Source organism: Pseudoalteromonas sp. SWYJZ98 (genome assembly GCF_015864495.1).
GTDB classification, from domain to species: domain Bacteria; phylum Pseudomonadota; class Gammaproteobacteria; order Enterobacterales; family Alteromonadaceae; genus Pseudoalteromonas; species Pseudoalteromonas distincta.
The window spans coordinates 276,484-299,264 of sequence record NZ_JADYXA010000002.1; the positions used below are offsets into that span (position 1 = coordinate 276,484).

General features: G+C 40.0%; 18 protein-coding genes and 2 pseudogenes. 13 read left to right on the forward strand and 7 right to left on the reverse strand.

Annotated elements, in window-relative coordinates; translation table 11 throughout:
- Positions 1–4: 4 nt before the first annotated feature.
- The 3 genes and pseudogenes from eda (at position 5) to I6F10_RS02885 (ending at position 2,969) form a co-directional block, all read left to right on the forward strand.
- Positions 5–625, forward strand: a complete 621-nt coding sequence (gene eda / locus I6F10_RS02875) for a bifunctional 4-hydroxy-2-oxoglutarate aldolase/2-dehydro-3-deoxy-phosphogluconate aldolase (RefSeq protein WP_002959756.1) — start codon at positions 5–7, stop codon at positions 623–625.
- Between the two features lie 9 nt (positions 626–634).
- Positions 635–1,639 carry a type I glyceraldehyde-3-phosphate dehydrogenase gene (gene gap, locus I6F10_RS02880; protein ID WP_002959757.1) on the forward strand — a complete coding sequence of 335 codons (1,005 nt, stop codon included), beginning with the start codon at positions 635–637 and terminating at the stop codon, positions 1,637–1,639.
- A gap of 205 nt (positions 1,640–1,844) precedes the next feature.
- Positions 1,845–2,969, forward strand: a pseudogene (locus I6F10_RS02885) (sterol desaturase family protein).
- 79 nt (positions 2,970–3,048) lie between these two features.
- On the opposite strand, the gene I6F10_RS02890 reads toward I6F10_RS02885, so the two are convergent.
- The 4 genes from I6F10_RS02890 to I6F10_RS02905 all read right to left on the reverse strand — a co-directional run bounded on the left by I6F10_RS02890 (position 3,049) and on the right by I6F10_RS02905 (position 9,482).
- A complete protein-coding gene (locus I6F10_RS02890) occupies positions 3,049–4,371 on the reverse strand; it encodes a leucine-rich repeat domain-containing protein (RefSeq protein WP_231619865.1) in 1,323 nt (440 codons plus the stop codon).
- Between the two features lie 41 nt (positions 4,372–4,412).
- Positions 4,413–5,126: a YebC/PmpR family DNA-binding transcriptional regulator gene (locus I6F10_RS02895; protein WP_002959761.1), complete on the reverse strand. Its 714-nt coding sequence runs from the start codon at positions 5,124–5,126 to the stop codon at positions 4,413–4,415.
- Between the two features lie 258 nt (positions 5,127–5,384).
- Positions 5,385–7,463 (reverse strand): M13 family metallopeptidase, encoded by a 2,079-nt coding sequence (locus I6F10_RS02900; RefSeq protein ID WP_197098411.1) that lies wholly within the window; start codon positions 7,461–7,463, stop codon positions 5,385–5,387.
- A gap of 240 nt (positions 7,464–7,703) precedes the next feature.
- Complete coding sequence (locus I6F10_RS02905; protein WP_197098412.1) at positions 7,704–9,482, reverse strand: ABCB family ABC transporter ATP-binding protein/permease; 1,779 nt, start codon at positions 9,480–9,482, stop codon at positions 7,704–7,706.
- A 101-nt stretch (positions 9,483–9,583) separates the two neighbouring features.
- Between I6F10_RS02905 and I6F10_RS02910 the strand changes: the two genes are divergently transcribed.
- The 6 genes and pseudogenes from I6F10_RS02910 (at position 9,584) to I6F10_RS02935 (ending at position 14,474) form a co-directional block, all read left to right on the forward strand.
- Complete coding sequence (locus I6F10_RS02910) at positions 9,584–10,045, forward strand: hypothetical protein (RefSeq protein ID WP_197098413.1); 462 nt, start codon at positions 9,584–9,586, stop codon at positions 10,043–10,045.
- 107 nt (positions 10,046–10,152) lie between these two features.
- Positions 10,153–11,991 carry a protein translocase subunit SecD gene (gene secD, locus I6F10_RS02915; RefSeq protein ID WP_197098414.1) on the forward strand — a complete coding sequence of 613 codons (1,839 nt, stop codon included), beginning with the start codon at positions 10,153–10,155 and terminating at the stop codon, positions 11,989–11,991.
- Positions 11,984–12,928 carry a protein translocase subunit SecF gene (gene secF, locus I6F10_RS02920; RefSeq protein ID WP_197098415.1) on the forward strand — a complete coding sequence of 315 codons (945 nt, stop codon included), beginning with the start codon at positions 11,984–11,986 and terminating at the stop codon, positions 12,926–12,928. The genes secD and secF overlap by 8 nt, the downstream gene beginning before the upstream one ends.
- A 185-nt stretch (positions 12,929–13,113) precedes the next feature.
- Complete coding sequence (locus I6F10_RS02925; RefSeq protein WP_096792984.1) at positions 13,114–13,590, forward strand: GreA/GreB family elongation factor; 477 nt, start codon at positions 13,114–13,116, stop codon at positions 13,588–13,590.
- A 322-nt stretch (positions 13,591–13,912) separates the two neighbouring features.
- Complete coding sequence (locus I6F10_RS02930; protein ID WP_197098416.1) at positions 13,913–14,170, forward strand: type II toxin-antitoxin system Phd/YefM family antitoxin; 258 nt, start codon at positions 13,913–13,915, stop codon at positions 14,168–14,170.
- Positions 14,158–14,474 (forward strand): annotated as a pseudogene (locus tag I6F10_RS02935) (type II toxin-antitoxin system RelE/ParE family toxin). The gene I6F10_RS02930 and the pseudogene I6F10_RS02935 overlap by 13 nt, the downstream one beginning before the upstream one ends.
- Positions 14,475–14,586: 112 nt before the next feature.
- Here the strand turns inward: I6F10_RS02935 and I6F10_RS02940 are convergent.
- The gene (locus I6F10_RS02940; protein ID WP_188160833.1) at positions 14,587–14,925 is read right to left on the reverse strand and encodes a zinc ribbon domain-containing protein YjdM; all 339 of its coding nucleotides are present in this window, start codon (positions 14,923–14,925) and stop codon (positions 14,587–14,589) included.
- A gap of 293 nt (positions 14,926–15,218) precedes the next feature.
- Here I6F10_RS02940 and I6F10_RS02945 point away from each other — a divergent pair, with 293 nt between their 5' ends.
- Genes I6F10_RS02945 through I6F10_RS02955 form a run of 3 tightly spaced genes read left to right on the forward strand, consistent with a single transcriptional unit; the run spans position 15,219 to position 18,254 of the window.
- On the forward strand, positions 15,219–16,613 hold the full coding sequence (locus I6F10_RS02945; RefSeq protein ID WP_182195523.1) for a RimK family protein: 1,395 nt from the start codon (positions 15,219–15,221) through the stop codon (positions 16,611–16,613).
- A 4-nt stretch (positions 16,614–16,617) separates the two neighbouring features.
- Entirely contained in the window at positions 16,618–17,730 is a 1,113-nt protein-coding gene (locus I6F10_RS02950; RefSeq protein ID WP_197098417.1) for a GNAT family N-acetyltransferase/peptidase C39 family protein, read from the forward strand.
- Positions 17,731–17,738: 8 nt separating this feature from the next.
- The gene (locus tag I6F10_RS02955; protein WP_024605988.1) at positions 17,739–18,254 is read left to right on the forward strand and encodes an MgtC/SapB family protein; all 516 of its coding nucleotides are present in this window, start codon (positions 17,739–17,741) and stop codon (positions 18,252–18,254) included.
- Between the two features lie 28 nt (positions 18,255–18,282).
- Here the strand turns inward: I6F10_RS02955 and I6F10_RS02960 are convergent, their stop codons facing one another.
- Together I6F10_RS02960 and I6F10_RS02965 are read right to left on the reverse strand one after the other, a co-directional pair.
- Positions 18,283–19,518 (reverse strand): sensor domain-containing phosphodiesterase, encoded by a 1,236-nt coding sequence (locus tag I6F10_RS02960; protein WP_197098418.1) that lies wholly within the window; start codon positions 19,516–19,518, stop codon positions 18,283–18,285.
- A gap of 69 nt (positions 19,519–19,587) precedes the next feature.
- Positions 19,588–20,598, reverse strand: coding sequence for a GlxA family transcriptional regulator (locus I6F10_RS02965; protein WP_197098419.1), 1,011 nt, complete (start codon positions 20,596–20,598; stop codon positions 19,588–19,590).
- A 126-nt stretch (positions 20,599–20,724) separates the two neighbouring features.
- Between I6F10_RS02965 and I6F10_RS02970 the strand changes: the two genes are divergently transcribed.
- Positions 20,725–22,632: a beta-ketoacyl synthase gene (locus I6F10_RS02970; RefSeq protein WP_197098420.1), complete on the forward strand. Its 1,908-nt coding sequence runs from the start codon at positions 20,725–20,727 to the stop codon at positions 22,630–22,632.
- Positions 22,633–22,781: the final 149 nt, after the last annotated feature.

Here is a 22,781-nt window from a genome sequence, read left to right on the forward strand (position 1 = left end):
AGTAATGAGTATTGAAAAAATCTTAGCATCGGCACCCGTAGTGCCAGTGGTTGTAATCGAAAAATTAGAAGATGCAGCACCACTTGCAAGAGCTTTATACAACGGTGGCTTAAAAGCCTTAGAAATAACACTACGTACACCCATTGCTGCAGAAGCTGTAAAGCTAATGAAAGCAGAAGTACCTGAAGCCTATGTAGGTACTGGTACGGTAGTAGACAAGGCAAGTTTTGATCTTTCGGTTGCTGCTGGTGCAGATTTTATGGTGAGTCCAGGTGTGAGCGATGAGCTTATTGCTTTAGCTAAAACATCAGATATACCATTTTTACCAGGCGCTGCAACTGCAAGTGAAGTTATGCAACTTGCGTCGCATGGTTTTAAGTATTTAAAATTCTTCCCAGCAGAAGCTGCAGGCGGAACAGCTATGCTTAAATCAATCGGTGGCCCATTACCACATATTACTTTTTGCCCAACTGGCGGCATTAGCCTAGCAACTGCTCCTAATTATTTAGCGCTTAACAACGTTATTTGTGTTGGTGGTACGTGGATGCTAGATAAACAACTAATTGAAAATAAAGACTGGCAAGCAATTGAAGCGCTTGCTCGCCAAGCAAGTGAACTTAAATAGGAGTCTAAAATGATTAATGTAGCAATTAACGGTTACGGCCGTATCGGTAGAAATGTTTTACGTGCACTTTATGAGTCAGCTCAAAACAGCGAAATTAAAATTGTAGCAATTAACGATTTAGCACCAGCTAACGTAAATGCACATTTAACGCAGTATGACTCAGTTCATGGTCAATTTTCTAAAAAAGTAACACTTGAAAACAACACTATGCTAATTGGGGATGACGTAATTACGTTAACGCAAGAGCGTGACCCTGCAAACTTACCGTGGAAAGAGCTAAACGTAGATATCGTTTTAGAATGTACTGGTTTTTTCACTAAACGTGATGACGCTGCTAAGCACATTACTGCAGGCGCTAAAAAAGTAATCGTATCTGCTCCAGGTACTGGTTTAGATGCAACAGTAGTGCATGGTGTAAACAGCGATGTAATTAATGCTGATAGCAATATCATTTCTAACGCTTCTTGTACTACTAACTGTTTAGCGCCAATTGCAAAAGCAATTAACGACACAGTAGGTATTGAGCAAGGTAGCATGACGACTATTCACGCTTACACCAACGATCAAAACTTATCTGACGTATACCACCCAGATTTATACCGTGCGCGTAGTGCAACTCAATCTATGATCCCAACTAAAACAGGTGCTGCGGCAGCTGTTGGTTTAGTATTACCAGAACTTGCTGGTAAATTAGATGGTATGTCGGTACGTGTACCTACAATCAATGTTTCTTTAGTTGATTTTACGTTTATCACTAAGCGTGATACGACTGCAGAAGAAATCAATGCAATCATGAAAGAAGCATCAACGGGTTCAATGAAGAGTATTTTAGAATATAACGAGCTTCCGCTTGTTTCTATCGACTTTAACCATAACCCAGCGTCGTCTATCTTTGATGCAACGCAAACTAAAGCCAATGGCAAACTAGTTAAAGTAATGGCTTGGTACGACAATGAGTGGGGTTTCTCAAACCGCATGTTAGACCAAGTTAAAGCATTAGGTCAGTACTTATAATTGACCTTGTAAAAGTTTAGCTTTATCCAACCAAGCCACGCATTGCGTGGCTTTTTTGCGTTTGGTTTATCTGTATATTTGCAATTCAAAATTAGGAGGGAACTATTTGTATTTTTTATACCCTAAATTTTGTTAATATGTGGGTGTGTAAATCAAAGGAATTTCGTTGTATTTAATCAACTCAACGACGCAAGGAATAATAAAAATGATCAGAGCTTTATCGCGAAAAGTATTTCGCACAAATCATCTTCAGATAGGTGAGGGCAACATAAGTGGCTACATAGCCTGCTTTTTAGCAATACTGAGTTGCTTAGGCGTATTAGCGTTTCACTTCCCTGAATACTTAACCACACCAGAGCTGAGAAAAAGCTACAGCGTCGACTTTTTACGTCAGCTTATGTTTGCATGATTATTGGTCTCGGGCAGTTTAGGATTACTTAACTTTGTACGTAATACCAATAAGCGTTTAGGGGCTACAGCGTGGTTTTTTATTTTACTCGCTATTATGTTTGGCGGACCAAACGTTGAAGTAAACGAATTTGCTACCGACACACCTTATATAGGGCTTGATTGGTTTATTTTAGATTTACTCGGCTCAACACTCATATTTATTGTGATTGAAAAGTTATTACCTCATCGTAAAGATCAAAAAATATTACGTAGCGAATGGCGGGGCGATTTAAACCACTTTTTTGTAAATCATTTAATTATTGGTTTTGTATTACTCGTTACTAACCACTTTGTGCATTATGGCTTTGGCTGGGCTGTATCATCTACAGTACAAGGTTATATAGAGCAAACACCCTTTATAGTGCAGTTGTTTTTAATAATACTCGTGGCAGATTTAATGCAGTATTGGGTGCATCGTGCCTATCACGAAGTCCCTTTATTATGGCGCTTTCATGGCGTACATCACAGTGCTAAAGAAATGGATTGGTTAGCGGGCTCTCGCCAGCATATTCTTGAAATACTCGTAACGCGCAGCTTAGTGCTCACGCCTATATTTGTACTTGGTTTTTCACAGCAAATAATTAGTTTGTACGTAATAATTGTGGGTTTACAGGCTGTGTTTAATCATGCAAATGTACGTGTGAAATTTGGCTGACTAAAGTATTTTATGGTTACACCGCAGTTTCATCATTGGCATCATGCGTCAGATAAAGCCGCGATTGACCGAAATTACGCTGCACATTTTTCGTTTTTAGATTATGTGTTTGGTACTGCTGTTAAAGGCCAAAAAGAGTGGCCACAAGCGTATGGTGTAGTCGGGGATTACATGCCCGTAGGTATGCTTAAACAACAGGTTTACCCGTTTAAGCGCACTAAATAAGTGCGGAAAATCCGAATAAACATAAAATAAAAGCGAGCAAGGTGTTACATTTTGCTCGCTTATATTATTAATATTAAACTTATTTTAGCTCAGCTAATAGCTCAGTAAATGTTGGTCTTTGATTTAATGCAGGTTGCATAGCACATTTTGCCATATCGGACATTTTAACAAAGAGCTCACTTTGTCTATCATCGCCAGTTACCGTGCCTAATAAGTCTTCAATTAAACACCCTAATGCACGTACTTCAATTAACTCGATTTGCTTTTGTTGATAATCACTTAACATGGCTAAGTTTGTGGCTGCACCAAAATCACCAAATAATACATCAGCATCTTTGTTTATCATGGTGTTATGCGCATACACGTCGCCATGGCTTACTTTACAAATATGTAAGTGATGCAGCGTACTTACCATTTGCTGTGCAATTTTTAAAATAGCGTGAGTTGAGTAATGGCAATCATCATCAAAGGTATCACGCGTACAGGTTTCAAGGTTTGGAGGCAGGCCTAAATTAGTAAAGCTTTTATCTATTAGCTCCATCACTAAACCTAGCTGATCACTTTGCTCTATGTAGGCAAGTACCTTAATTAAATTAGCGTGATCGCCTGCTTGTAAGCAGCAATTTACTTCATCAAGCGGGTAGCCGTCGCTGGTAATTGCACCTTTAAATAATTTAATAGCTACAGCCCTATCAGCAGCTTGCGCTAAATGAATAACGCCCGATGCACCTTGGCCAATAACATGACTAAGCGTGTAATCGTCAAGAGGCTTATTTTCTAAGCTGCATTTTGTAAGGCTCTGGGCTTTATTAAAATCGTTACCGGCGAATGCAAGCCAAGCAAGTTTAGGCAATTCAAACAGCCAGCCGTCTACGTGTGTTAAGTTATTAGCAGAGAGCCTAACAAGCTCAAGGTTTTTGCACTGCGCCATACTACTTGGCAGTTGCTTAAGTTGATTGCCCGCAAGCGCGAGCTTTTTAAGCTGGGTATAATTACCAAAATCTTCAGGCAATTCGCTTAACGTATTATCGGTGAGTATTAGCCACTCAATATTTTTTGGCAGGCTGTTTAAAGCAAATTCAGAAATTTGGTTACCTTTAAACGCGACCATAATTAAAGCAGGGCATTTAGCGAGCACTTTAGGAATATGCTTAAACTGATTAAACGATAAAAACACACGCTTCAGGTGTGTTAAACAGGCAAATTCATCAGGTAGTGTTGATAAATTATTATTTGATAAATCGAGAACTTCAAGCGTGTCAGCTAAGCTAAAAATTTCTTCAGGAAATGTCGTTAGCTCTTCTACCAATTGCAGGCGAGTAGCACCAACAAGTTTGCCACTTTTAAGCTCTTTAAGGGAGTTCATATTAATACCATGTTCTAAAAATGAAAAAGCCAACATAGCTGTTGGCTTAAAGTCGTTCTAACTTACTAAATCGCTCTTTAGAATTGCGCGTTATGGTAAACGTTTTGCACGTCGTCGCAATCTTCTAACATTGCTAAAAAGCGTTCCATAACTTCAACGTCTTCGCCTTCAATCGGCGTTTCAATTTGTGGCACAAAGCTAATTAGGTCTTCGTCAAATTCAGTCACGCCCATTTCTTCAAGCGCTGTACGTGTATTGTTGTACTCTGTGTGAGGAGCAAAAACAGTAACTTTACCGTCATCTACCTCTACGTCAGTTACATCAACATCAGCCATCATAAGAGCTTCAAGTACTGCTTCGTCGTCATCACCGTCAAATACAAAAATAGCAAGGTGATCAAATAAATGTGACACAGAGTTTTGAGCGCCAATTTTAGCATTTGCTTTGGTAAAACAAACACGTACATCAGCAAAGGTACGCTTGTTGTTGTCTGTTAAACAGTCAACAATAATCATACAGTTACCAGGACCGTAACCTTCGTAACGTGTTGCTGCGTAGTCTTCACCGCCGCCGCCTTTTGCTTTGTCGATTGCGCGGTCAATAACGTGTGCTGGTACTTGGTCTTTTTTAGCGCGTTCAATTAAACGACGCAATGATAAGTTACCATCTGGATCTACACCGCCGTTTTTTGCACAAATATAAATTTCTTTGCCGTACTTAGAATAAACTTTAGTTTTAGCACCCGCAGTTTTAGCCATTGAATCTTTTTTGTTTTGGTAAGCTCTTCCCATCTGCGTTTCGCCTTAATATATGTAAATAATAGAATAAGATTATAATGCGTATTCTAAAGGTAAATGCATTCAAGGGCTAGTAAGTATTAAAACAGATTAAAACGGTAACGTTTAAAAGCCATGTAAACTGTATTTTATTAATGGGATCATCGAGGGTTCTAGACGTTGGAATTATATCTATTATGTGTAAATTTAATTCAATAAAAAAGCAACCTGTATAACAGGTTGCCTTACTAAGTAATAAAAAGTAAGTGTTACTTACCAAATACGTACACGCTCATCTTCAGGAAGGTATAACGCATCGCATGGTTTTACATCAAACGCTTTGTACCATGCATCGTGGTTACGCGGCGCTTGTGCTCTAAAGCGACCAGGGGCATGTGTGCCACCACGCAGTTGGTTAAGCATGCTTTGCTCAGTACGTTTTTCTTTCCATACTTGTGCCCACGCAAGGAAGAAACGCTGATCGCCAGTAACGCCGTCAATAACAGGCGCTTCTTTACCATTTAAACTGAGCTTATAAGCGTGATAAGCCATTGATAGCCCACCTACATCACCAATGTTTTCGCCAAGGCTATTTCGACCATTAACAAAGTTACCTTCGATTGGCTCGTATTTACTGTACTGCGCAGCCAGTTGATCGGCTTTTTTGTCAAATGCAGCGCGGTCAGCATCAGTCCACCAATTACGTTGCACACCGTTTTCGTCTGATTTTGAACCTTGATCGTCAAACCCATGACCCATTTCATGACCAATTACAGCGCCAATACCGCCATAGTTTACAGCCGAATCGGCATTTGGATCGAAAAACGGCGGTTGTAATATCGCAGCCGGAAATACAATTTCATTAAACGAGCTATTGTAGTAAGCGTTTACGCGTTGTGGCGTCATGCCCCAGCGGTTACGGTCTGTTTTTTGTAGCTCTTTTTCAACACTTTCTGCATGGAAAAATTCACGCATGTTTTTCACATTACCGATTAAATCGTTTTTAGTAATGTTTAAACCATCATAAGACTGCCAAACATCGGGATAACCAATTTTTGGTACAAAGGCAGCCAGTTTAGCGCGCGCATTTACTTTAGTTTCATCGCCCATCCACTCTAGGTTATCAATACGTTCACCCAAGGCTGTACGTAGGTTTTCAACCAGCTCTGACATTTGTTGTTTTGATGACTCAGGGAAGTAACGTGCTACGTATATTTTACCAATAGCAAAACCAAGCGAACTTGTACCTGACATTTCACTTATTGCACGCTTCCAACGAGGGCGAGGCTCTTGTTGTCCGTTTAGTTCTTTGCCAAAAAAAGCAAAGTTAGTATTAAATACTTCCTCTGATAGTAAGCCTGCGTTACCGCTAATAGCATGATACGTTAGGTAGTCTTTCCATACTGCAATATCTTCTTGATTGATTAGCTCAATCATCGCTTTTATAGGTTCAGGTTGAGATACATTTATCTGAGGTACTTTATAACCTGTTTGCGCAAAATATAAATCCCAGTTAAAACCAGGATAAGTAGTGCTTAAATCGGCGCGTTCAATTTGGTTTAGCGTTAAATCGCGATTACGGCGCTTTTCACGGGGCCAATGACCTTGTGCAATTTTGGTTTCAAGATCAACAATTGCTTGAGCACGCTCAGCGGTATTTTCTACTCCTGCAAACTTAAGCATGTCAGCAATGTGAGCAACATAAGCTGTACGGGTTTTAACAAAACGCTCAGCGTCTTCAAGGTAGTAAGAACGATCTGGTAAGCCTAAACCACCAGCACCTAGTGACATTTCATATTTGTTAGGGTCTAGGCGATTAAACCACATACCGCCGCCAAAAGGGGCTTTATTACCGGTTAACCAAGACTTACCAAACATCTCAGCTAAATCGTCGGTCGACGCTATATCACTAATTTCACTTAACAATGGCTTAATAGGTGCTACACCTAGTTTATTGAGTGTTTCGGTATCCATATAGGCATTGTAAAAATCAGCAACGAGTTTTTCTTCTGCGTTTAAGTCTTTACGTGCGGCTATTTCTTCAATAATAGCTTTAACATCGTCTTCGCTTCGCTCAGCTAATCCAGAAAATGCACCATAGCGGGTTTTATCTGCAGGCATTTCGTAGTTGTTATACCACGTGCCGCTGGCATACATAAAAAAGTCATCGCCTGGTTTAACGGCTTCATTACGAGCTGTTAGATCAACACCAAAACTACCTAACTCTGCTTTTTCTGTCACTGCTGCAGTGGCTACTTTAGGTTGTTGCTCGTGTGTTTTTGTTGTTTGCGGCTCTGAACAACCGGTAATAAATGTGGCAGCTAATGCTGCGGCAATTAAACTCTTTTTCATTACTTACTCCTGAATATCACTGATTGAATTAAAGCAGCAGTGAATTATTTTTATTGTTACGAATATTTAACTTATCGATTGTTATTGATATTAATCAGACAAACAAATCTTTTGAGGTGAATCACCACAGTGCTCGGTAAAACTAATATAGGAGAAAAGAGAAAGGCTAATAGGTTCTATAAACGCTTTATTTAGCTCGAATACTTAAAAGTATCCGAGCTAAGAGGGGTTACACACTATTTATTTTTTATGCTGGAGCTCCCACATACGGGCATATTCTCCGTCGAGAGTAAGTAACTCATCGTGCTTACCTTGCTCAATAATTTGCCCGGCTTTGAGCACAATAATGGTGTCTGCATCGGTAATTGTAGAAAGGCGATGAGCAATAACAATACTCGTATGATTACTGGCAACTTCGCGCATTGCAGCAAGTATTGCTTGCTCAGAATGAGAGTCGAGTGCAGATGTTGCTTCATCAAAAATTAAAATAGGGGACTTTTTCAAAATGGCGCGCGCAATAGCAATACGCTGTTTTTCGCCGCCGGATACTTTTAAACCGCGCTCACCAACCAGTGTTTTATCGCCTTTATCAAGTGTGCCTATAAAGTCTTTTAAATGCGCCATAGCAATGGCTTCGTCAATTTCAGCATCGCTTGCTGATGGTCTACCGTAAGCGATATTTTCACGAATGGTGGTGTTAAACAGCACGGTGTCTTGCGGGACTATTGCAATGGCTGTTCGTAAACTATTAAGTGTTACTGAGTTTATTACTTGATTATCAATGCTAATTTCACCGGTGCTTACATCATAAAAACGATAAAGCAGTCGCGCCAATGAGCTTTTACCTGCACCACTGGCACCAACAATGGCTACTTTGCTGCCAGCTTTAACACTAAAACTAAGGTTATTAAGAATAGGGCGATGCGCATCGTAACTAAAACTTACATTATTAAATGTTATTTCACCTTGGCTAATATTGAGCTCTTTAGCATTAAGTGCATCGGTTATTTGTGGTTTTTTGTTAAGTAGCCCAAGCATGTTTTCAAGGTCGGTTAGGGCTCGTCTTATTTCGCGGTACACAAAGCCTAAAAAGTTAAGCGGTAAAAACAATTGAATCATATACGCGTTAATCATCACAAGTTCACCAATAGAAAGCGTACCTGCAACTACCTCGGTTGAGCCCAACCACATTAACGCGGTAATAGCACAAGCAATAATAAGTGCTTGGCCTGAATTGAGGGCGAGCAACGACATTCTATTTTTTAAACGGGCTTTTTCCCAGTTTGCTAAAAAGGTGTCGTAAGTTTTTGCTTCAAACTGTTCGTTATTAAAATATTTTACAGTTTCATAATTAAGTAGGCTGTCTATAGCGCGGGTATTACTTTGATTGTCGGCAGCGTTTGCTTCTCTAATAAAGCGGTTTCTCCACTGAGTAACCACCACAGTAAAGGTAATATAAATAGCGACTGCCAATAATGTAATCAGCGCAAACCAAACAGAAAACAACGTGCCAAAAATAATCGCAACAGTCAGTATTTCAAATAAAGTAGGCACAATGTTAAACATTAAAAAACGCATTAAAAAGCTTAACCCACTTGTACCGCGTTCTATATCGCGGCTAATACCACCGGTTTGCCTATCTAAATGAAAAGCCAGCTCAAGTGAGTGCAAATGCTTAAATACCTTTAAACCAATATCACGCATTGCGTGCTCGGTTACGCGAGAAAATACAGCATCTCTTATCTCACCTAAAAATACGCTAGCAAAACGCAGTGCACCGTACATCAATAACAATAAAGCGGGGATAACTAACAGTGGGTTAATTGACTTATCTACCGAGTCTATAATTTCTTTAAGTGCCCACGGCATCAACAAAGTGGCACCTTTTGCGCCTATAAGCGCCATAAGTGCAATAAAAACACGGCCTTTAAATTTTGTAAGGTAGGGCCACAGTGTTTTTACACTTTGGCGTAAATTCATGGCATCTGGTCGTTTTTCTGTGCTTTGTTTGGGGCGCATTAGTGATCTCTGTTAAAACTAAATACTTAATTAATAAGTATTGTATTTTAAATGCTTGCCCTTATATACTACGCATCCCTTATTTTAGTTTTAAAACGTGAATGTTTAAATTTAGAGTGTTTTTAACTGCCTTTTTGCTACTTGCTGCACTTTTTAGTGTGCAGAGCAATGCTATGGGCGCCTCACAAAATTTAAATATTACTGTTAGTACGCAGGTTTCGCTTACTGATATTGGTGATTTAACTAAAATACAGCCTATTAGTAAGTCTGTAGATACTGCGCAGCATAAAAAAACGCATCAAACCGATTTTGACGCGCACCAACCAAGGTTAACAGCCAATAATTCATCATTGTTTTTGCACACTGTTCAAAGTGAGCCAGAATACGATGTGGTTTTTGAATTTTTTGCTCAAAATCTTGTTAGGCATATATTCTTACCACCAAGAGCCGTTAATCCTATACAGCCTTGGTATACGCTTGTAACTAATAGTAAAAAGTCGCGCTTGAGTGGCTGGAAAGACGTAAACTTACTCTACAGAGCTGTAACTACCTACCACGCTTGATTTTCCTTATTTAATTTTATTAGGTTTTAACTTTAAAGTTTTAGCCTGCAGATTAATTGTGCTTTTAAAAAGTACGTTGCTAGCTTTGCTGGCAATAAGGATTAAACATGTTAAGTTTTAAAAAAGATAAAAAGCCGTCTACGGCTAAGTTTAAATTAAGCTATATCGCCATGCTAATAGTATTGGTTTTATTAGCTATTAGCGCATTACCAAACCTATATCCAAATAAATCGTGGTTGCATATCAGTGCCGTGCCGCACAGCGAAACACAATCTTTACCAAGCACTAAAACCTTAGTTACTTTTTTAAATAACCAAGGGTTAGAGGTTGAGCAGGGCTTAGATAAGCAATCAACTATTAATGTACTTTTAAACGAGCCAACTAAAAGCGCTCAGGCGCAAGCGGCTATAAAAGCGCAATACCCAAACACGCAAGTTAAAATTGTTGAGCATGCAACCAGCCCTACATGGTTACAAGATTTTGGTTTATCACCAATAAAGCTGGGCCTTGATTTAAATGGCGGTGTGCTATTTGTACTAGACGTAGATTTAGATAAAGCCGTTGATGAGCAGTTAGTCAGTGCGTATCAACAAGCTAAATCAATCATTATTAAACAAAAAGCACATGGCGTAAAAGCGCAGCAAACTCAGCACGGGTTTGAAATAAACGCATTGCCTAATGCAACAGACAAGTTAACCCCCGTTATTGAAGAGCTACAAAGCCGATTTGCCAATTTAGCCGTTGTAACAAGCAATAACGGCAGCGTTAAAACTGCCAAATTTAGTTATTCGGAGCAAGGCCGAAGCAGCTTTGATAAAGAAGTAATGGGGCAAACACTCACAACCCTTCGTTCACGTATTGAAGAGTTAGGCATTACCGAAGCGGTAACACAGCAACAAGGAAAACATCGCATTCGTATAGAGCTACCGGGCGTGCAAGATCCAACCGAAGCAAAACGTATTATTGGTGCAACAGCATCGCTTGGTTTTTATCAATTAAAAGAAATTGGCGGGCAAACATTTAATATGCAATCGGGCGGGACCATAAAGCTCGATCCTGTGCCAATTTTTACAGGCGATCATATTAATAATGCAAACATAGGCCGCGACGATTGGGGTAAACCATTGGTACAGCTAAGCCTAGACGGCCAAGGCGGGGATGCAATGTCGGCGTTTTCAAAAGCCAATATTGGTAAGCCAATAGCGACGGTTTACTCTGAGTACTCTCAAAACGCTAAAGGCGAAGTCGTTAAAAAAAGCGAAATTATTAACGTTGCCAATATTGCTCAGCATTTAAGTTCGCGTTTTAGTATTACCAATATGAAAAGCCAACAAGCGGCAGCCGATCTGGCATTGTTACTTCGCGCAGGCTCGCTTACAGCGCCCGTTACAATTGTGCACGAACAAACAATAGGGCCAAGCCTCGGCAGCGAAAATATTAGTAATGGCTTAGCCGCGCTTATGTTAGGCATGGGTATTACGCTTGCATTTATGGCGCTTTGGTATCGTCGTTTAGGCCTTATTGCAAACGTGGCACTTATATTAAATTTAACGTCGCTTGTGGGCTTAATGTCATTATTACCAGGGGTTGTGTTAACGCTTCCGGGTATTGCAGGCCTGGTGTTAACCATAGGTATGGCGGTAGACACTAACGTAATAATATTTGAACGCATTAAAGAAGAACGTCGCCAAGGCCGTGCACCATATCAAGCTATTCAAGAGGGTTATAAACAAGCCGCAAATACAATATTTGATGCCAATATAACCACCATGATCACCGCACTTATCTTATATGGCATAGGCTACGGGCCCGTTAAAGGTTTTGCCATTACACTCGCACTGGGGCTTTTAACGTCTGTATTTACAGGTGTGTACGTATCAAAAATATTAAGCCAAACGTTGTATCTGAAAATGGGAAAAAAAGTAGGAGTAAAAGCACATGCTTAACACTTTTTTAAAAGGTGAAAAGGGTACACGTTTACGCTTTATGGGCATGCTTTTAAGTGCCATTTTAGTGCTGCTATCTGTATTCACGCTTACGCAAAAAGGTTTAAATTTTGGCCTAGATTTTACCGGCGGTTATTTAACTGAGTTTACAACCAGTCAAAGTGTTGAACTAAAAGAGCTTCAATCGTTTATTGCTAAAAATCATACCGGTGAGTTTGAGCTAACCGCGCAAGGTAATAGTCATTTTCAATTAAGAGAAGCGCCAAGTGCATCAACTACATCAATAACAGCTAATAGCCCTGACTGGCAAAGCGCTGTTACGCAAAACGATGATATAAACGCACAGGTATTATCGTCTGCTTATATTGGCTCACAAGTGGGCGATGAGTTATTTGATCAGGGTTGTTTAGCCATGTTTGCTGCAATGATTGCGGTAATGCTTTACCTTGCAGTGCGTTTTGAATGGCGATTAGCGGTTGGCTCTGTGGTTGCACTAGTGCACGATTTGATACTCGTACTTGGGTTATTTTCACTATTACAAATTGAATTTAACCTAACCGTGCTGGCAAGTTTACTGGCTATTATTGGTTACTCACTTAACGACTCAATAATAGTGGGAGATAGAGTGCGCGAGCTTTTACGTGTTCCATCAAACAATATACTTAGCCCAGCAATTATTATTAATAATGCGATTAAAAGCACGCTAACGCGCACCTTAATAACGTCGGGTACCACACTTGCAACGGTTGCGAGCGTTTGGTTGCTTGCAGGTGCACCACTGCAAGGCTTTGCTATTGCATTATTTACCGGCATTGTAGTGGGTACGTTCTCGTCTATTTGTATAGCGGCAACCTTGCCGGAACTATTGGGCTTAAGCGCTAAAAACTACGAAGTTAAAGTAGATGTCCACACGCAAACATTATTAGATATGCCATAAGGTTTTTAATAAAGCATAAGCAAAGAGCTGTACCAACCAATCAGCGGCTCTTTGTTAGTTTAATGCTTATTTATACCCCGCTAGTATTCCCAACAAACTTGCGGGGTTTAAAACAATGGTTTTAAGCCTAGCAAAAATGTTAAACTAGCTACCTTATTTTTACAGCCTGTATTGTATTAATCCCCATGAATAAAACCCACGTTATCGAACATCTTCGCTTTGCGCTAGAAGCGCAGCTTACAACAGCAAAAGTAGCGGCAAAAACTGCGCACGACACCGCCACACATGAAGAAAACATAGCCGAAAATAAATACGATACCCTAGGGCTCGAAGCCGCTTATTTAGCACAAGGCCAAGCCCAGCGCGTAAACGATTGCTATAAAAGCATAGAGTTGTTTGAGCCTGCCTTTAACGAAAAGCCAACCGACAAAATAGCTATCGGTTCGCTGGTGTGTTTAGAAGATGATAACGCAGCGCAAAAATGGTTTTATTTAGGCCCAGCCGCTGGTGGTTTAACAGTAAACGTTAAACAGCACGCAATTGCTGTTGTAACACCCGGCGCACCAATGGGTAAGCAGTTACTAAATAAACAGATTTATGATGAAATTACGTTAACAATTGCAGGTAAAGCCCACGAATATGTTGTGGTAGAGATTTTATAAAGCTTTGGTTTTTTAAGAGAACACCATCTGAAAAAGCTATGCCAACGTAATAATCGCTTATTTATAATCATAAATTAATTGTCGGATGGCATAGCTTTGCCATTTATCCAACCTACAGCTATGTTTTATAGCGTAACGTGGTGTGTATTTCAATTTGTACAAAGGCATATAATGAGAAGTACCTAATAGTTTAAAAATGAGCAGGGTTGACGTTAGGTGCTCCCTTTTTAATTGATTTTAGTGGTTTTACAGCCTCGTTTGTTGTATTTCCCAAGTTGGCTACTCGGTGCTACTATAGTGATACATTTGTTTGGGGATTATTATGAGAGTAGAACTAGTCACAACATTGAAGCGTCAAGCAACGAAGATATTATCTGAACTTCATTCCTCTAAAGAACCTGTGTTGATAACTGAACATGGGCAACCATCTGCATACTTAGTAGATGTTGATGATTATGAATTTATGCAAAAGCGTATGCAAATTCTTGAGTCTCTTGCAAAAGGAGAGCAGGCAACAAGTCGTGGTGAAACGATGTCGAATGTTGAAGCTAAAGATAAAATGAATAAATGGCTGAAATAATTTGGACTAATCCAGCTTTGGATGATCTTAACGATATTGCTGAATATATCGCATTAAGCAATTTGCAGTCAGCGAAAAATTGGTTGCCAAAATATTTGAAAAAGTTGAACGTCTCGAACCCTTTCCTGAATCAGGTAAAAAACCAATTGAGTTAGCTAACCTAAATTATCTTGAACTGGTCGTGAATCCTTGTCGTATATTTTACAAAAAAGATAACGATAAAGTATATATTTTGCACGTAATGAGACAAGAACGAGACTTACGAAAATTTTTGTTGCTAACGCAATATACAGCTAACAAGTAGGTAATCCCTGAGTGAAATTAGTATGACCCCCCATACTAATTATTATAAAAAGCAATTATTAAAAAGCCATCCAAACATCTCATATAACATCCTATATTTTAAATATCCAATTTTAGGTAGCTTTTTTCACAAACTTCGCTGTTACCATCATTTCGCCAATGCCATCTACTTTACAATCAAGTTCATGATCTTTTTTATCAAGTACACGTCTCACTACCGCTTTTGTGCCAATTTTAATGACTTGCGAGCTGCCTTTAATTTTTAAATCTTTGGCTACGGTCACTTTATCGCCATCATTAAGTAAAGTGCCATTGGCATCTTTTACTAAAATTGCGTCTTCATCGCTTGTATTATTTGGGTTCCACTCATGGGCGCACTCGGGACAAACAAGCAGTTGTTGGTCCTCGTAAACATATTCACATTGGCATTTTGGGCAAGCAGGCAGCGACATTTTTAACTCTCATAAGGTATTGTTTTGCGTATTTTAATCTGCATTATTAGTTAATCAATATTTTTCATCTTCACGCTAAAAATATCTCGTTTGTGCGTTTTTAAAAAAGGGCATATAAAGCACATGTCGCTTAAGCAATTTAAGCGCTAACTCGTACAGTAGGTACCTGTTAAAGCACCCATCATATTAAGTGATTCGCGCAATGCCCACTTAGTACGATGGGTGTTTCTATTTATAATGCTTAGTATTTTACTAAGCATGCTTTTTATATTTTGACTTAACTAGGAAAAGTCGTGTTTAAAACCTTAATTGTGGTTGATAACAACGAGCAAACGCTTGCTCAATCGTTCGAAAATGTAATTACGTTTAATACCTACTTACGTGATTACCCAAAACATAACGAACCAAAAACACGCATTATTAATCTGTGCGACTCAAGCCAATACTTGAGCAAAGGTTACTATTGCTCATTACTTGCAGAGGCGCGCAAGCACCAAGTTTTACCCAGTGTAAAAACCATTAATGCTCTTCGTAGTGGCCAAGCTCCTATATTAAATGTGGGTCAAATAGACGGCACACTTTACTTTGGTAATGCCCAAAACGATTTACAATCAAAAGCAGCAAAGTCGGTATTTAAACAATACCCAGCGCCTATTTTATTTGTTGATGAACAAGGATTATTGCAACAAGGCTCGATGTCGTCTTTAAGCGAGCAGCAGTACAGCGAATTTGTAGCCAAGCTAGATAACTTTACTAAAACGCAGTGGCGTATTAGTTCTGTGCAACGTCGTTTTAGATGGGACATGGCAATACTTGTTGATCATAACGAAAAAGTACCACCGAGTGACAAAGACGCCATTGCACGTTTTATTAAAGCAGCGGCTAAACACGGTATTTATGCACAAGCATTAAGCTTTGACGAAATTGATAACATTGCCCAGTTTGATGCGTTATTTATTCGCCAAACTACAGCGATTGACCACCCAACGTATCGCCTTGCAAGCAAAGCGCAAAGCCTGGGTTTAGTGGTTATTGACGATGCTGAGTCTATTTTACGTTGTTGTAATAAAGTGTATTTACACGATGCATTTAATTATCAAAAAGTGCCAAGTTTAAAAACGGTTGTAGTGGCTGATCAAGCAAATGAAACGCTTGAGCAATTAGAAGAAGCGTTTACGTATCCGCTTGTTTTAAAAATGCCTGAAGGGTCGTTCTCAAAAGGTGTGTTTAAAGTTTCAAACCGTGATGAGCTTGCCGCTAAGCTTACAGAGCTGTTTGAATATAGCGCATTAGTGCTTGCACAAGAATACATGTATACCGAATACGATTGGCGAGTGGGTGTGTTAAATGGCCGTGCAATTTATGCATGCCGCTATTTAATGGCGCGTAATCATTGGCAAATTTATAACCACGATGCTAAACGGTTTTTCTCTGGTGGCTTTGAAACATTGCCAACCTTTGAGTTACCAAAAGCGGTATTAGATGCAGCATTAAAAGCATGTAAAACAGTGGGTAGGGGTTTATATGGCGTAGATGTTAAAGAGCATCAAGGCAAAGCATACGTGCTTGAAGTAAACGATAACCCAAGTATTGATCACAAAGTAGAAGATGGCTATTTAGGCGATGAGCTATACATGATCATTATGGATGAGTTTAAACAACGCTTAGAAGCACGAGGCCGTGGGTAATAACATGAGCAACCTTGTTATTCGAAAGGCGCTTAGCAGTGATTTAAATGCACTGATTGACGTTGAAAATGCCTGCTTTAATAACGATAAATTAAGCCCGCGTAGTTTAAAGCGCTGGCTTAGTGCTAAGCACGGTATTTTACTCGTTGCAGAAAGTGGCGAGCAAATATGCGGCTATGGGCTAGTGTGGTGCCATAGAGGCACGCGTTTAGCGCGCTTATATTCGCTTGCTGTAAAACCCACAATGCAAGGTAAGGGGATTGCAAAAGCACTGCTTACAAGTCTAGAAAAAGAAACGTGTGAGCGCGCTCGGCTGTACTTGCGCTTAGAAGTGGCTGTAAATAACGAAGATGCGATTGGGCTTTATAAAAGCTTAGGTTACAGAGTGTTTGGTCAATATAGCGATTATTACGATGACCACAGTGACGCACTACGAATGCAAAAAAATATTCGACAAACAAGTGAGTTAAAAGTGGCGCGTTTAACGCCGTGGTATCAGCAAACTACCGAGTTTACTTGTGGGCCTGCTGCGCTATTAATGGCAATGGGTGCACTTGAGCTAACAACTGAGCTAACTCAATCACATGAGCTGGCACTTTGGCGTGAAGGTACCACCATTTTTATGACCTCGGGTCATGGTGGTTGCCATCCGTTTGGTTTGGCACTTGCTGCTAATAAGCGTGGTTTTAAAAGCGAGGTAATGGTTAATACCACAGAGCCTTTGTTTTTAGATGGCGTACGCAATGAGAACAAAAAAGTGGTGTTAGCTACGGTGCATCAGCAATTTGTAGATGGTATAGCGCAAGCAAATATACCGCTTACACATAAAGATGTAGAGCTTGAACATATTGAGCAGTGGTTAAGTAAAGGCTTTAGTGTGCTGTTATTAATTAGTACATACAGCTTTGATGGTAAAAAGTCGCCACACTGGGTGTGTGTTACACACCTTGATGAGCATTGCGTGTATGTTCACGATCCATTTTGTGAGCCCGGTAACGACAAACAGCTCGCAATCGATTGCCAATATGTACCTATTGCGCGAAGTGATTTTAGTAAAATGTCAGCGTTTGGTAGCCAACGTTTAAGAACGGCGGTGGCTATAGCTAATAAAATATAAGGTTAACAGTGACTTTTTTAGATTTAATTGATGTAGCCCCGTATTCATGGGCAGCTATTGGTACTGCGGCTTTTTGCGGTGCCATTATTGGAATAGAGCGCCAATTGCGTGGCAAACCTGTAGGAATTCGTACATCAGCCCTAATAACGCTGGGCACGTATTTGTTTTTATCCACTGCGTTTAATTTACAAGGCGATGTAATTGACCACTCTCGCGTAGTGGGACAAATAATTACTGGTATTGGCTTTTTGGGCGCAGGCGTAATGCTAGCTAAAGACGGCGCTGTGGTAGGAGTAACATCGGCAGCAACTATTTGGGTGCTGGCATCTATTGGCGTAATGATAGCCACCGAAAACTTGGGCGCAGCTATTAAGCTTTCTGTGCTGGTGGTCGGTATTTTATACGGTGTTGATGTGCTTGAAGCTAAGTTTAAAAGCTTAAGTAAAGGTGTGCACACTAAAGTTAAAATTTATTCAAAGCGCTATTATCGCAAGAGCGAAAATGAAACAGAGCGCCACTTATAAAGTGGCGTTTTTATAATTAAGTTTATAACTAACTTAATACTAATTTTTGATGCACTAAAGCATCGCAAAGTGCTTGTGGGCGGCCTAAATAATAGCCCTGAACCTTATCGACATTTAGTTTGCGGAGGGTGTTTATTTCTTCTAGTGTTTCTATGCCTTCGGCAATAATATTACAACCAATGTCTTTAGCAAATCCGCATAATGCTTTAGCTAATAAATATTTTCGACGGTCGCTATTAATGTTTCGGGTAAGGCTAATATCAAGCTTAATAATATCTGCTTGTAGCTCCAAAATATGCTGAAAAGAAGAATACCCTGCACCAACATCGTCTATAGCTAGGCGTATGCCTTTTTTACGCAGTGGCGCGAGTGCCGTTAACATTTCATTGTAGTTGGCAATAGGAGAGTGTTCGGTTACCTCCAATACTATATTGCTGCAATCAGAAATAGCAGCTAATGCATTGGCAACGGCATCACTTAGTATATGCTCTGGAGAGGTGTTAATTGACACATACACCTCTTTATTGAAATGACTCATATTGCCTAAAACATTGTTTATTGCCAACATTTCTAGGGCTTCACCTAAACCAAACTGTGCTGCTTCATCAAACCAAATGTTAGGTGTTCTATAGGGCTCAACAAAAAAGCGAGACAAGGATTCGTAACCCGAAACTTTATTTGTGTTTAAGCTATATATAGGCTGATAGTAAATTTCAATCTTGTTTGTGTTTATAATATTAAGTACGTTAGATTTAATAATTTGTTTTGCTTCATTGTCTTGTATTTGTGTATCAATAAGCTGTGAAGCCAGATCTGAAATTAAATTTAAAAACGCCAGATCACGCTTGTTTAATGTGTCGTCTTTTTGCTCGTTGTAGCAACAAAATGTGCCATAAATATCGCCGTTAGATAAGGTAATTGGCACCCCAATATAAGCGCCAATATTAAGCTTTTTAGTAACCGGCATATCGCGGGTTATACTATTTTTACTGGTGTCAGGTATTATATTATCTAGTTCATTATTGGCTAATTTATTACAGTAGGTTTCGTTTATGGGATCAAAATTACCTACTTTTACAATCTCGTTAGGGCGTTTGGTATCTACTAATTTAAATATACGTTTAGAGTCTTTAAACTCAGAAATAAAAGCAACGTCCATATCAAGGTGTTTACGAATAAGTGCTAGCAAGCGAGTTAGTCTAATTTTGAGATCAGTCTCTGCTTCAATATCTAATAGTAAATTTTCACTAAAATTTACATGCATATTTCCAACTTCCTTGTGTTTTAGTTAATGGTTTATATTAATACAGTAGCTTGGCTTGTTTTTAAAGTATTAACCAAACAATTTTTTTCTCACTACTTTACGATACTCACTGGGTGTTTGGTTCAATATTTTTCTAAATATTCGCGTTAAATGACCTTGATCATTATAGCCTACTTCTAACGCTACTTCCTGAATTGATAAATTTGACGAAGCGAGCAACTCTTTAGCACCTTCTACGCGTAACTGTTGCCAATACTCAATAGGGCTTTGGTTGGTAGCTGCTTTAAAGCGCCGCGTAAAAGTACGATAGCTTAAGCTAAATTGGGCAGCGACTTCTTGCAAGTTTAGCTCGGTGGCTAAATTCGTTTTTAGCCAAAATTGAATTTGCGCAATTAGCTCATCGGGGTGGCGGTCAACTGCACCCTCGAGATAGCGTTGATCTTCGTAGGGTTTACGTATTTCGTGGGAAAAATTGCGCTCAACATGCTGCGCTGCAGCTTTGCCATAATACTGACTAATAATATGTACGATCACATCTGCAAGGGCATTAAGGCTTGCTACGGTGTACATGCGTTCTGACTGGGTTATAAAAAAGTCGGGTTTTAAACGCACTAACGGGTAGTCGTGGCTAAATTGATTGGCGTAGTGCCAATGGGTTGTAGCAGGGTGCCCATCAAGTAAGCCAGCCTCAGCTACTAAGCAGTTGCCAGTGCCTACACCAATTATATGGCTGCCTGCGCTAAAGCTCTCGCTTAGCCAATCAACTACGTCTTGATTTGTACGCACTACAGGGCGTGGGTTTCGCCAAATACCAGGCACTATAATTAAATCGCTGTAGGGCGCATTAGTTGTTATGCAATCAGGAATTATCGCAAGGCCTACGCGAGTAGCTATAGATTCAGCATTTTTAGCCACTAAATTTATAGCAAGCGGTCTAAAACTTTGCTTATCAATATGGCCTCTAGCAAAGGCTTCGCCGGCTCTTAACATCTCAATAGGCAGCGTTAAACTGGTAACTAATAAGTGCGGATAAACCGCTATAGCAATGTTTAATGGTGGATTAGTGTTTTTTTCAGTCATATAAATGCTCCGACCAGTACGTTTTGGCCTTTTGTGCTGAATATTTGGCTATTAAAGCACAATATATAGTGCGTAATCCATTTAAACTGCCTGTTCTTCTAATAACACGCTTTTTAAAGGTAAATTATGACTGCATTACCCGTTATAGTAGGCATGGGTGGCATTAACGCTGCTGGCCGTACTTCTTTTCATCAAGGTTATCGCCGTATCGTGTTAAATAGTTTAAATGCTCAAGATCGCAGTGAAACATTTTTAGGCCTCGCCACACTGATGAATCTAGTAAGTGTTGTAAACGGCCAATTACAAGATACACAAGGTAATAATGTTGAGCAAAGCGACATAGAAGCACGCTTTGGTGAGCAGATTATTGCCGGTACACTTATTCGTAAAATTGAAAAAGAACACTTTGATGCCGATGCCACACCGTGGCAGCAAAAAATGACACTGAGCGCATCAAGCGATAACGCAATTGTGTTTGAAACGCGTGCTCGCGACTTACCTGCACCTGTTCCAGCTAGCTGGCAAGTTGAAGAGCTTGAAGGCAAAAAAGTTAAAGTAACTATTGCAGCCGACTTAGACGTAAAGCATGACTCAACACGCGATAACCCAATTAAATCTGCTGGGCAATTTCCGACTGGGTTTGATCCATCAGTTATGTATAACAGCCGCTATCAGCCTCGTGGTTTGCAAGCCACTATTTTTGCAGCTACTGATGCGATTAAATCAACTGGGCTTGATTGGCAGCATATTATGAATAGCGTAGAGCCAGATAAAATTGGTACCTATTCAGCATCGGTAATTGGCCAAATGGACGACAAAGGCCTAGGTGGTTTAGTAAAAGCGCGCCAACAAGGCGACCGTGTTAGCACTAAGCAGTTAGCGCTGGGTTTAAATACTATGTCGACCGACTTTATTAATGCGTATGTAACGGGCAACGTAGGTACTACGTTTTCAACTTCGGGCGCATGTGCTACGTTTTTATATAACTTACGCGCAGCGGTTAACGATATACAAGCAGGGCGCACCCGCGTTGCTGTGGTAGCCAGTGTTGAATGTGCTATTACGCCAGAGGTTATAGAAGGCTTTGGTAACATGAGCGCACTGGCAAACGTTGAAGGTTTGCGCCGTTTAGATAACTTAAGTAATACAGGTGAGCCCGACTATCGTAAAAGTAGCCGCCCGTTTGGCGAAAACTGTGGCTTTACGCTAGGTGAAGGCGCGCAAGTGGCTATTTTAATGGATGATGCTCTAGCACTAGAGTTAGGCGCTGACATTATGGGGTGTGTGCCAGATGTATTTGTAAATGCCGACGGGATTAAAAAGTCAATTACTTCACCAGGGCCGGGTAACTACATTACTATGGCAAAATCGGCGGCACTGGCAAGTAGCTTATTAGGTAAAGAAGCCCTGCAACAGCGCAGCTTTATATTAGCCCATGGTTCAAGTACGCCGTTAAACCGCGTAACCGAGTCATTAATTTATCATAAAGTGGCACAAACCTTTGCTATTGATAACTGGAAAGTAACTGCGCCAAAAGCATATGTTGGCCATACTATTGCACCTGCAAGTGGTGACCAGTTAGCGATTGCGTTAGGCATATTTAGTCATAATATTATGCCGGGTATTACCACTATTGATAAAGTGGCTGATGATGTTTATAGCGACCATCTTGATATTCGTAATAGCCATTACGAGTGCGCTGATATGGATATTGCTTTTATAAATTCAAAAGGCTTTGGCGGTAACAATGCAACAGCTACCGTACTTTCACCAAAAGTAACAATGCAAATGCTTGCTAAGCGCCATGGCGATGATGTTATGACTAGTTACACACAGAAAAATAGTGTGGTTAGCGCTTCGCAGAAAACGTATCAAACGCAAGCAGATTTAGGCCAGTACGAGCTTATTTATCGCTTTGGCGACGGACTTATTGACGACAACGACATTGTAATAGACGAGCAAAGTATTCATTTACCAGGCTTTGAAAAAGCAATTACGTTTAGCACAACAAACTCCTATCAAGACATGTTTTAAGCACACATACTTGTTAGCAAGGCGCTTTTTAAGCTGTCTCTTGATCACAAGTCTGACTCAAGAGATTTTGCTAAATCGTAGCCTTCCAGGATGGCTTGTAACTTAAGCCATCCTTTCCATAACACTTTCACAGATGCACGCCCTGTGCG

Excerpts from the sequence above, each read along its gene's own strand:
- eda (WP_002959756.1), top strand. The coding sequence starts at position 5 with ATGAGTATTGAAAAAATCTTAGCATCGGCACCCGTAGTGCCAGTGGTT.
- gap (WP_002959757.1), top strand. The coding sequence starts at position 635 with ATGATTAATGTAGCAATTAACGGTTACGGCCGTATCGGTAGAAATGTT.
- I6F10_RS02890 (WP_231619865.1), bottom strand. The coding sequence starts at position 4,371 with ATGTTGGCTTTTTCATTTTTAGAACATGGTATTAATATGAACTCCCTT.
- I6F10_RS02895 (WP_002959761.1), bottom strand. The coding sequence starts at position 5,126 with ATGGGAAGAGCTTACCAAAACAAAAAAGATTCAATGGCTAAAACTGCG.
- I6F10_RS02900 (WP_197098411.1), bottom strand. The coding sequence starts at position 7,463 with ATGAAAAAGAGTTTAATTGCCGCAGCATTAGCTGCCACATTTATTACC.
- I6F10_RS02905 (WP_197098412.1), bottom strand. The coding sequence starts at position 9,482 with ATGCGCCCCAAACAAAGCACAGAAAAACGACCAGATGCCATGAATTTA.
- I6F10_RS02910 (WP_197098413.1), top strand. The coding sequence starts at position 9,584 with ATGTTTAAATTTAGAGTGTTTTTAACTGCCTTTTTGCTACTTGCTGCA.
- secD (WP_197098414.1), top strand. The coding sequence starts at position 10,153 with ATGTTAAGTTTTAAAAAAGATAAAAAGCCGTCTACGGCTAAGTTTAAA.
- secF (WP_197098415.1), top strand. The coding sequence starts at position 11,984 with ATGCTTAACACTTTTTTAAAAGGTGAAAAGGGTACACGTTTACGCTTT.
- I6F10_RS02925 (WP_096792984.1), top strand. The coding sequence starts at position 13,114 with ATGAATAAAACCCACGTTATCGAACATCTTCGCTTTGCGCTAGAAGCG.
- I6F10_RS02930 (WP_197098416.1), top strand. The coding sequence starts at position 13,913 with ATGAGAGTAGAACTAGTCACAACATTGAAGCGTCAAGCAACGAAGATA.
- I6F10_RS02940 (WP_188160833.1), bottom strand. The coding sequence starts at position 14,925 with ATGTCGCTGCCTGCTTGCCCAAAATGCCAATGTGAATATGTTTACGAG.
- I6F10_RS02950 (WP_197098417.1), top strand. The coding sequence starts at position 16,618 with ATGAGCAACCTTGTTATTCGAAAGGCGCTTAGCAGTGATTTAAATGCA.
- I6F10_RS02960 (WP_197098418.1), bottom strand. The coding sequence starts at position 19,518 with ATGCATGTAAATTTTAGTGAAAATTTACTATTAGATATTGAAGCAGAG.
- I6F10_RS02965 (WP_197098419.1), bottom strand. The coding sequence starts at position 20,598 with ATGACTGAAAAAAACACTAATCCACCATTAAACATTGCTATAGCGGTT.
- I6F10_RS02970 (WP_197098420.1), top strand. The coding sequence starts at position 20,725 with ATGACTGCATTACCCGTTATAGTAGGCATGGGTGGCATTAACGCTGCT.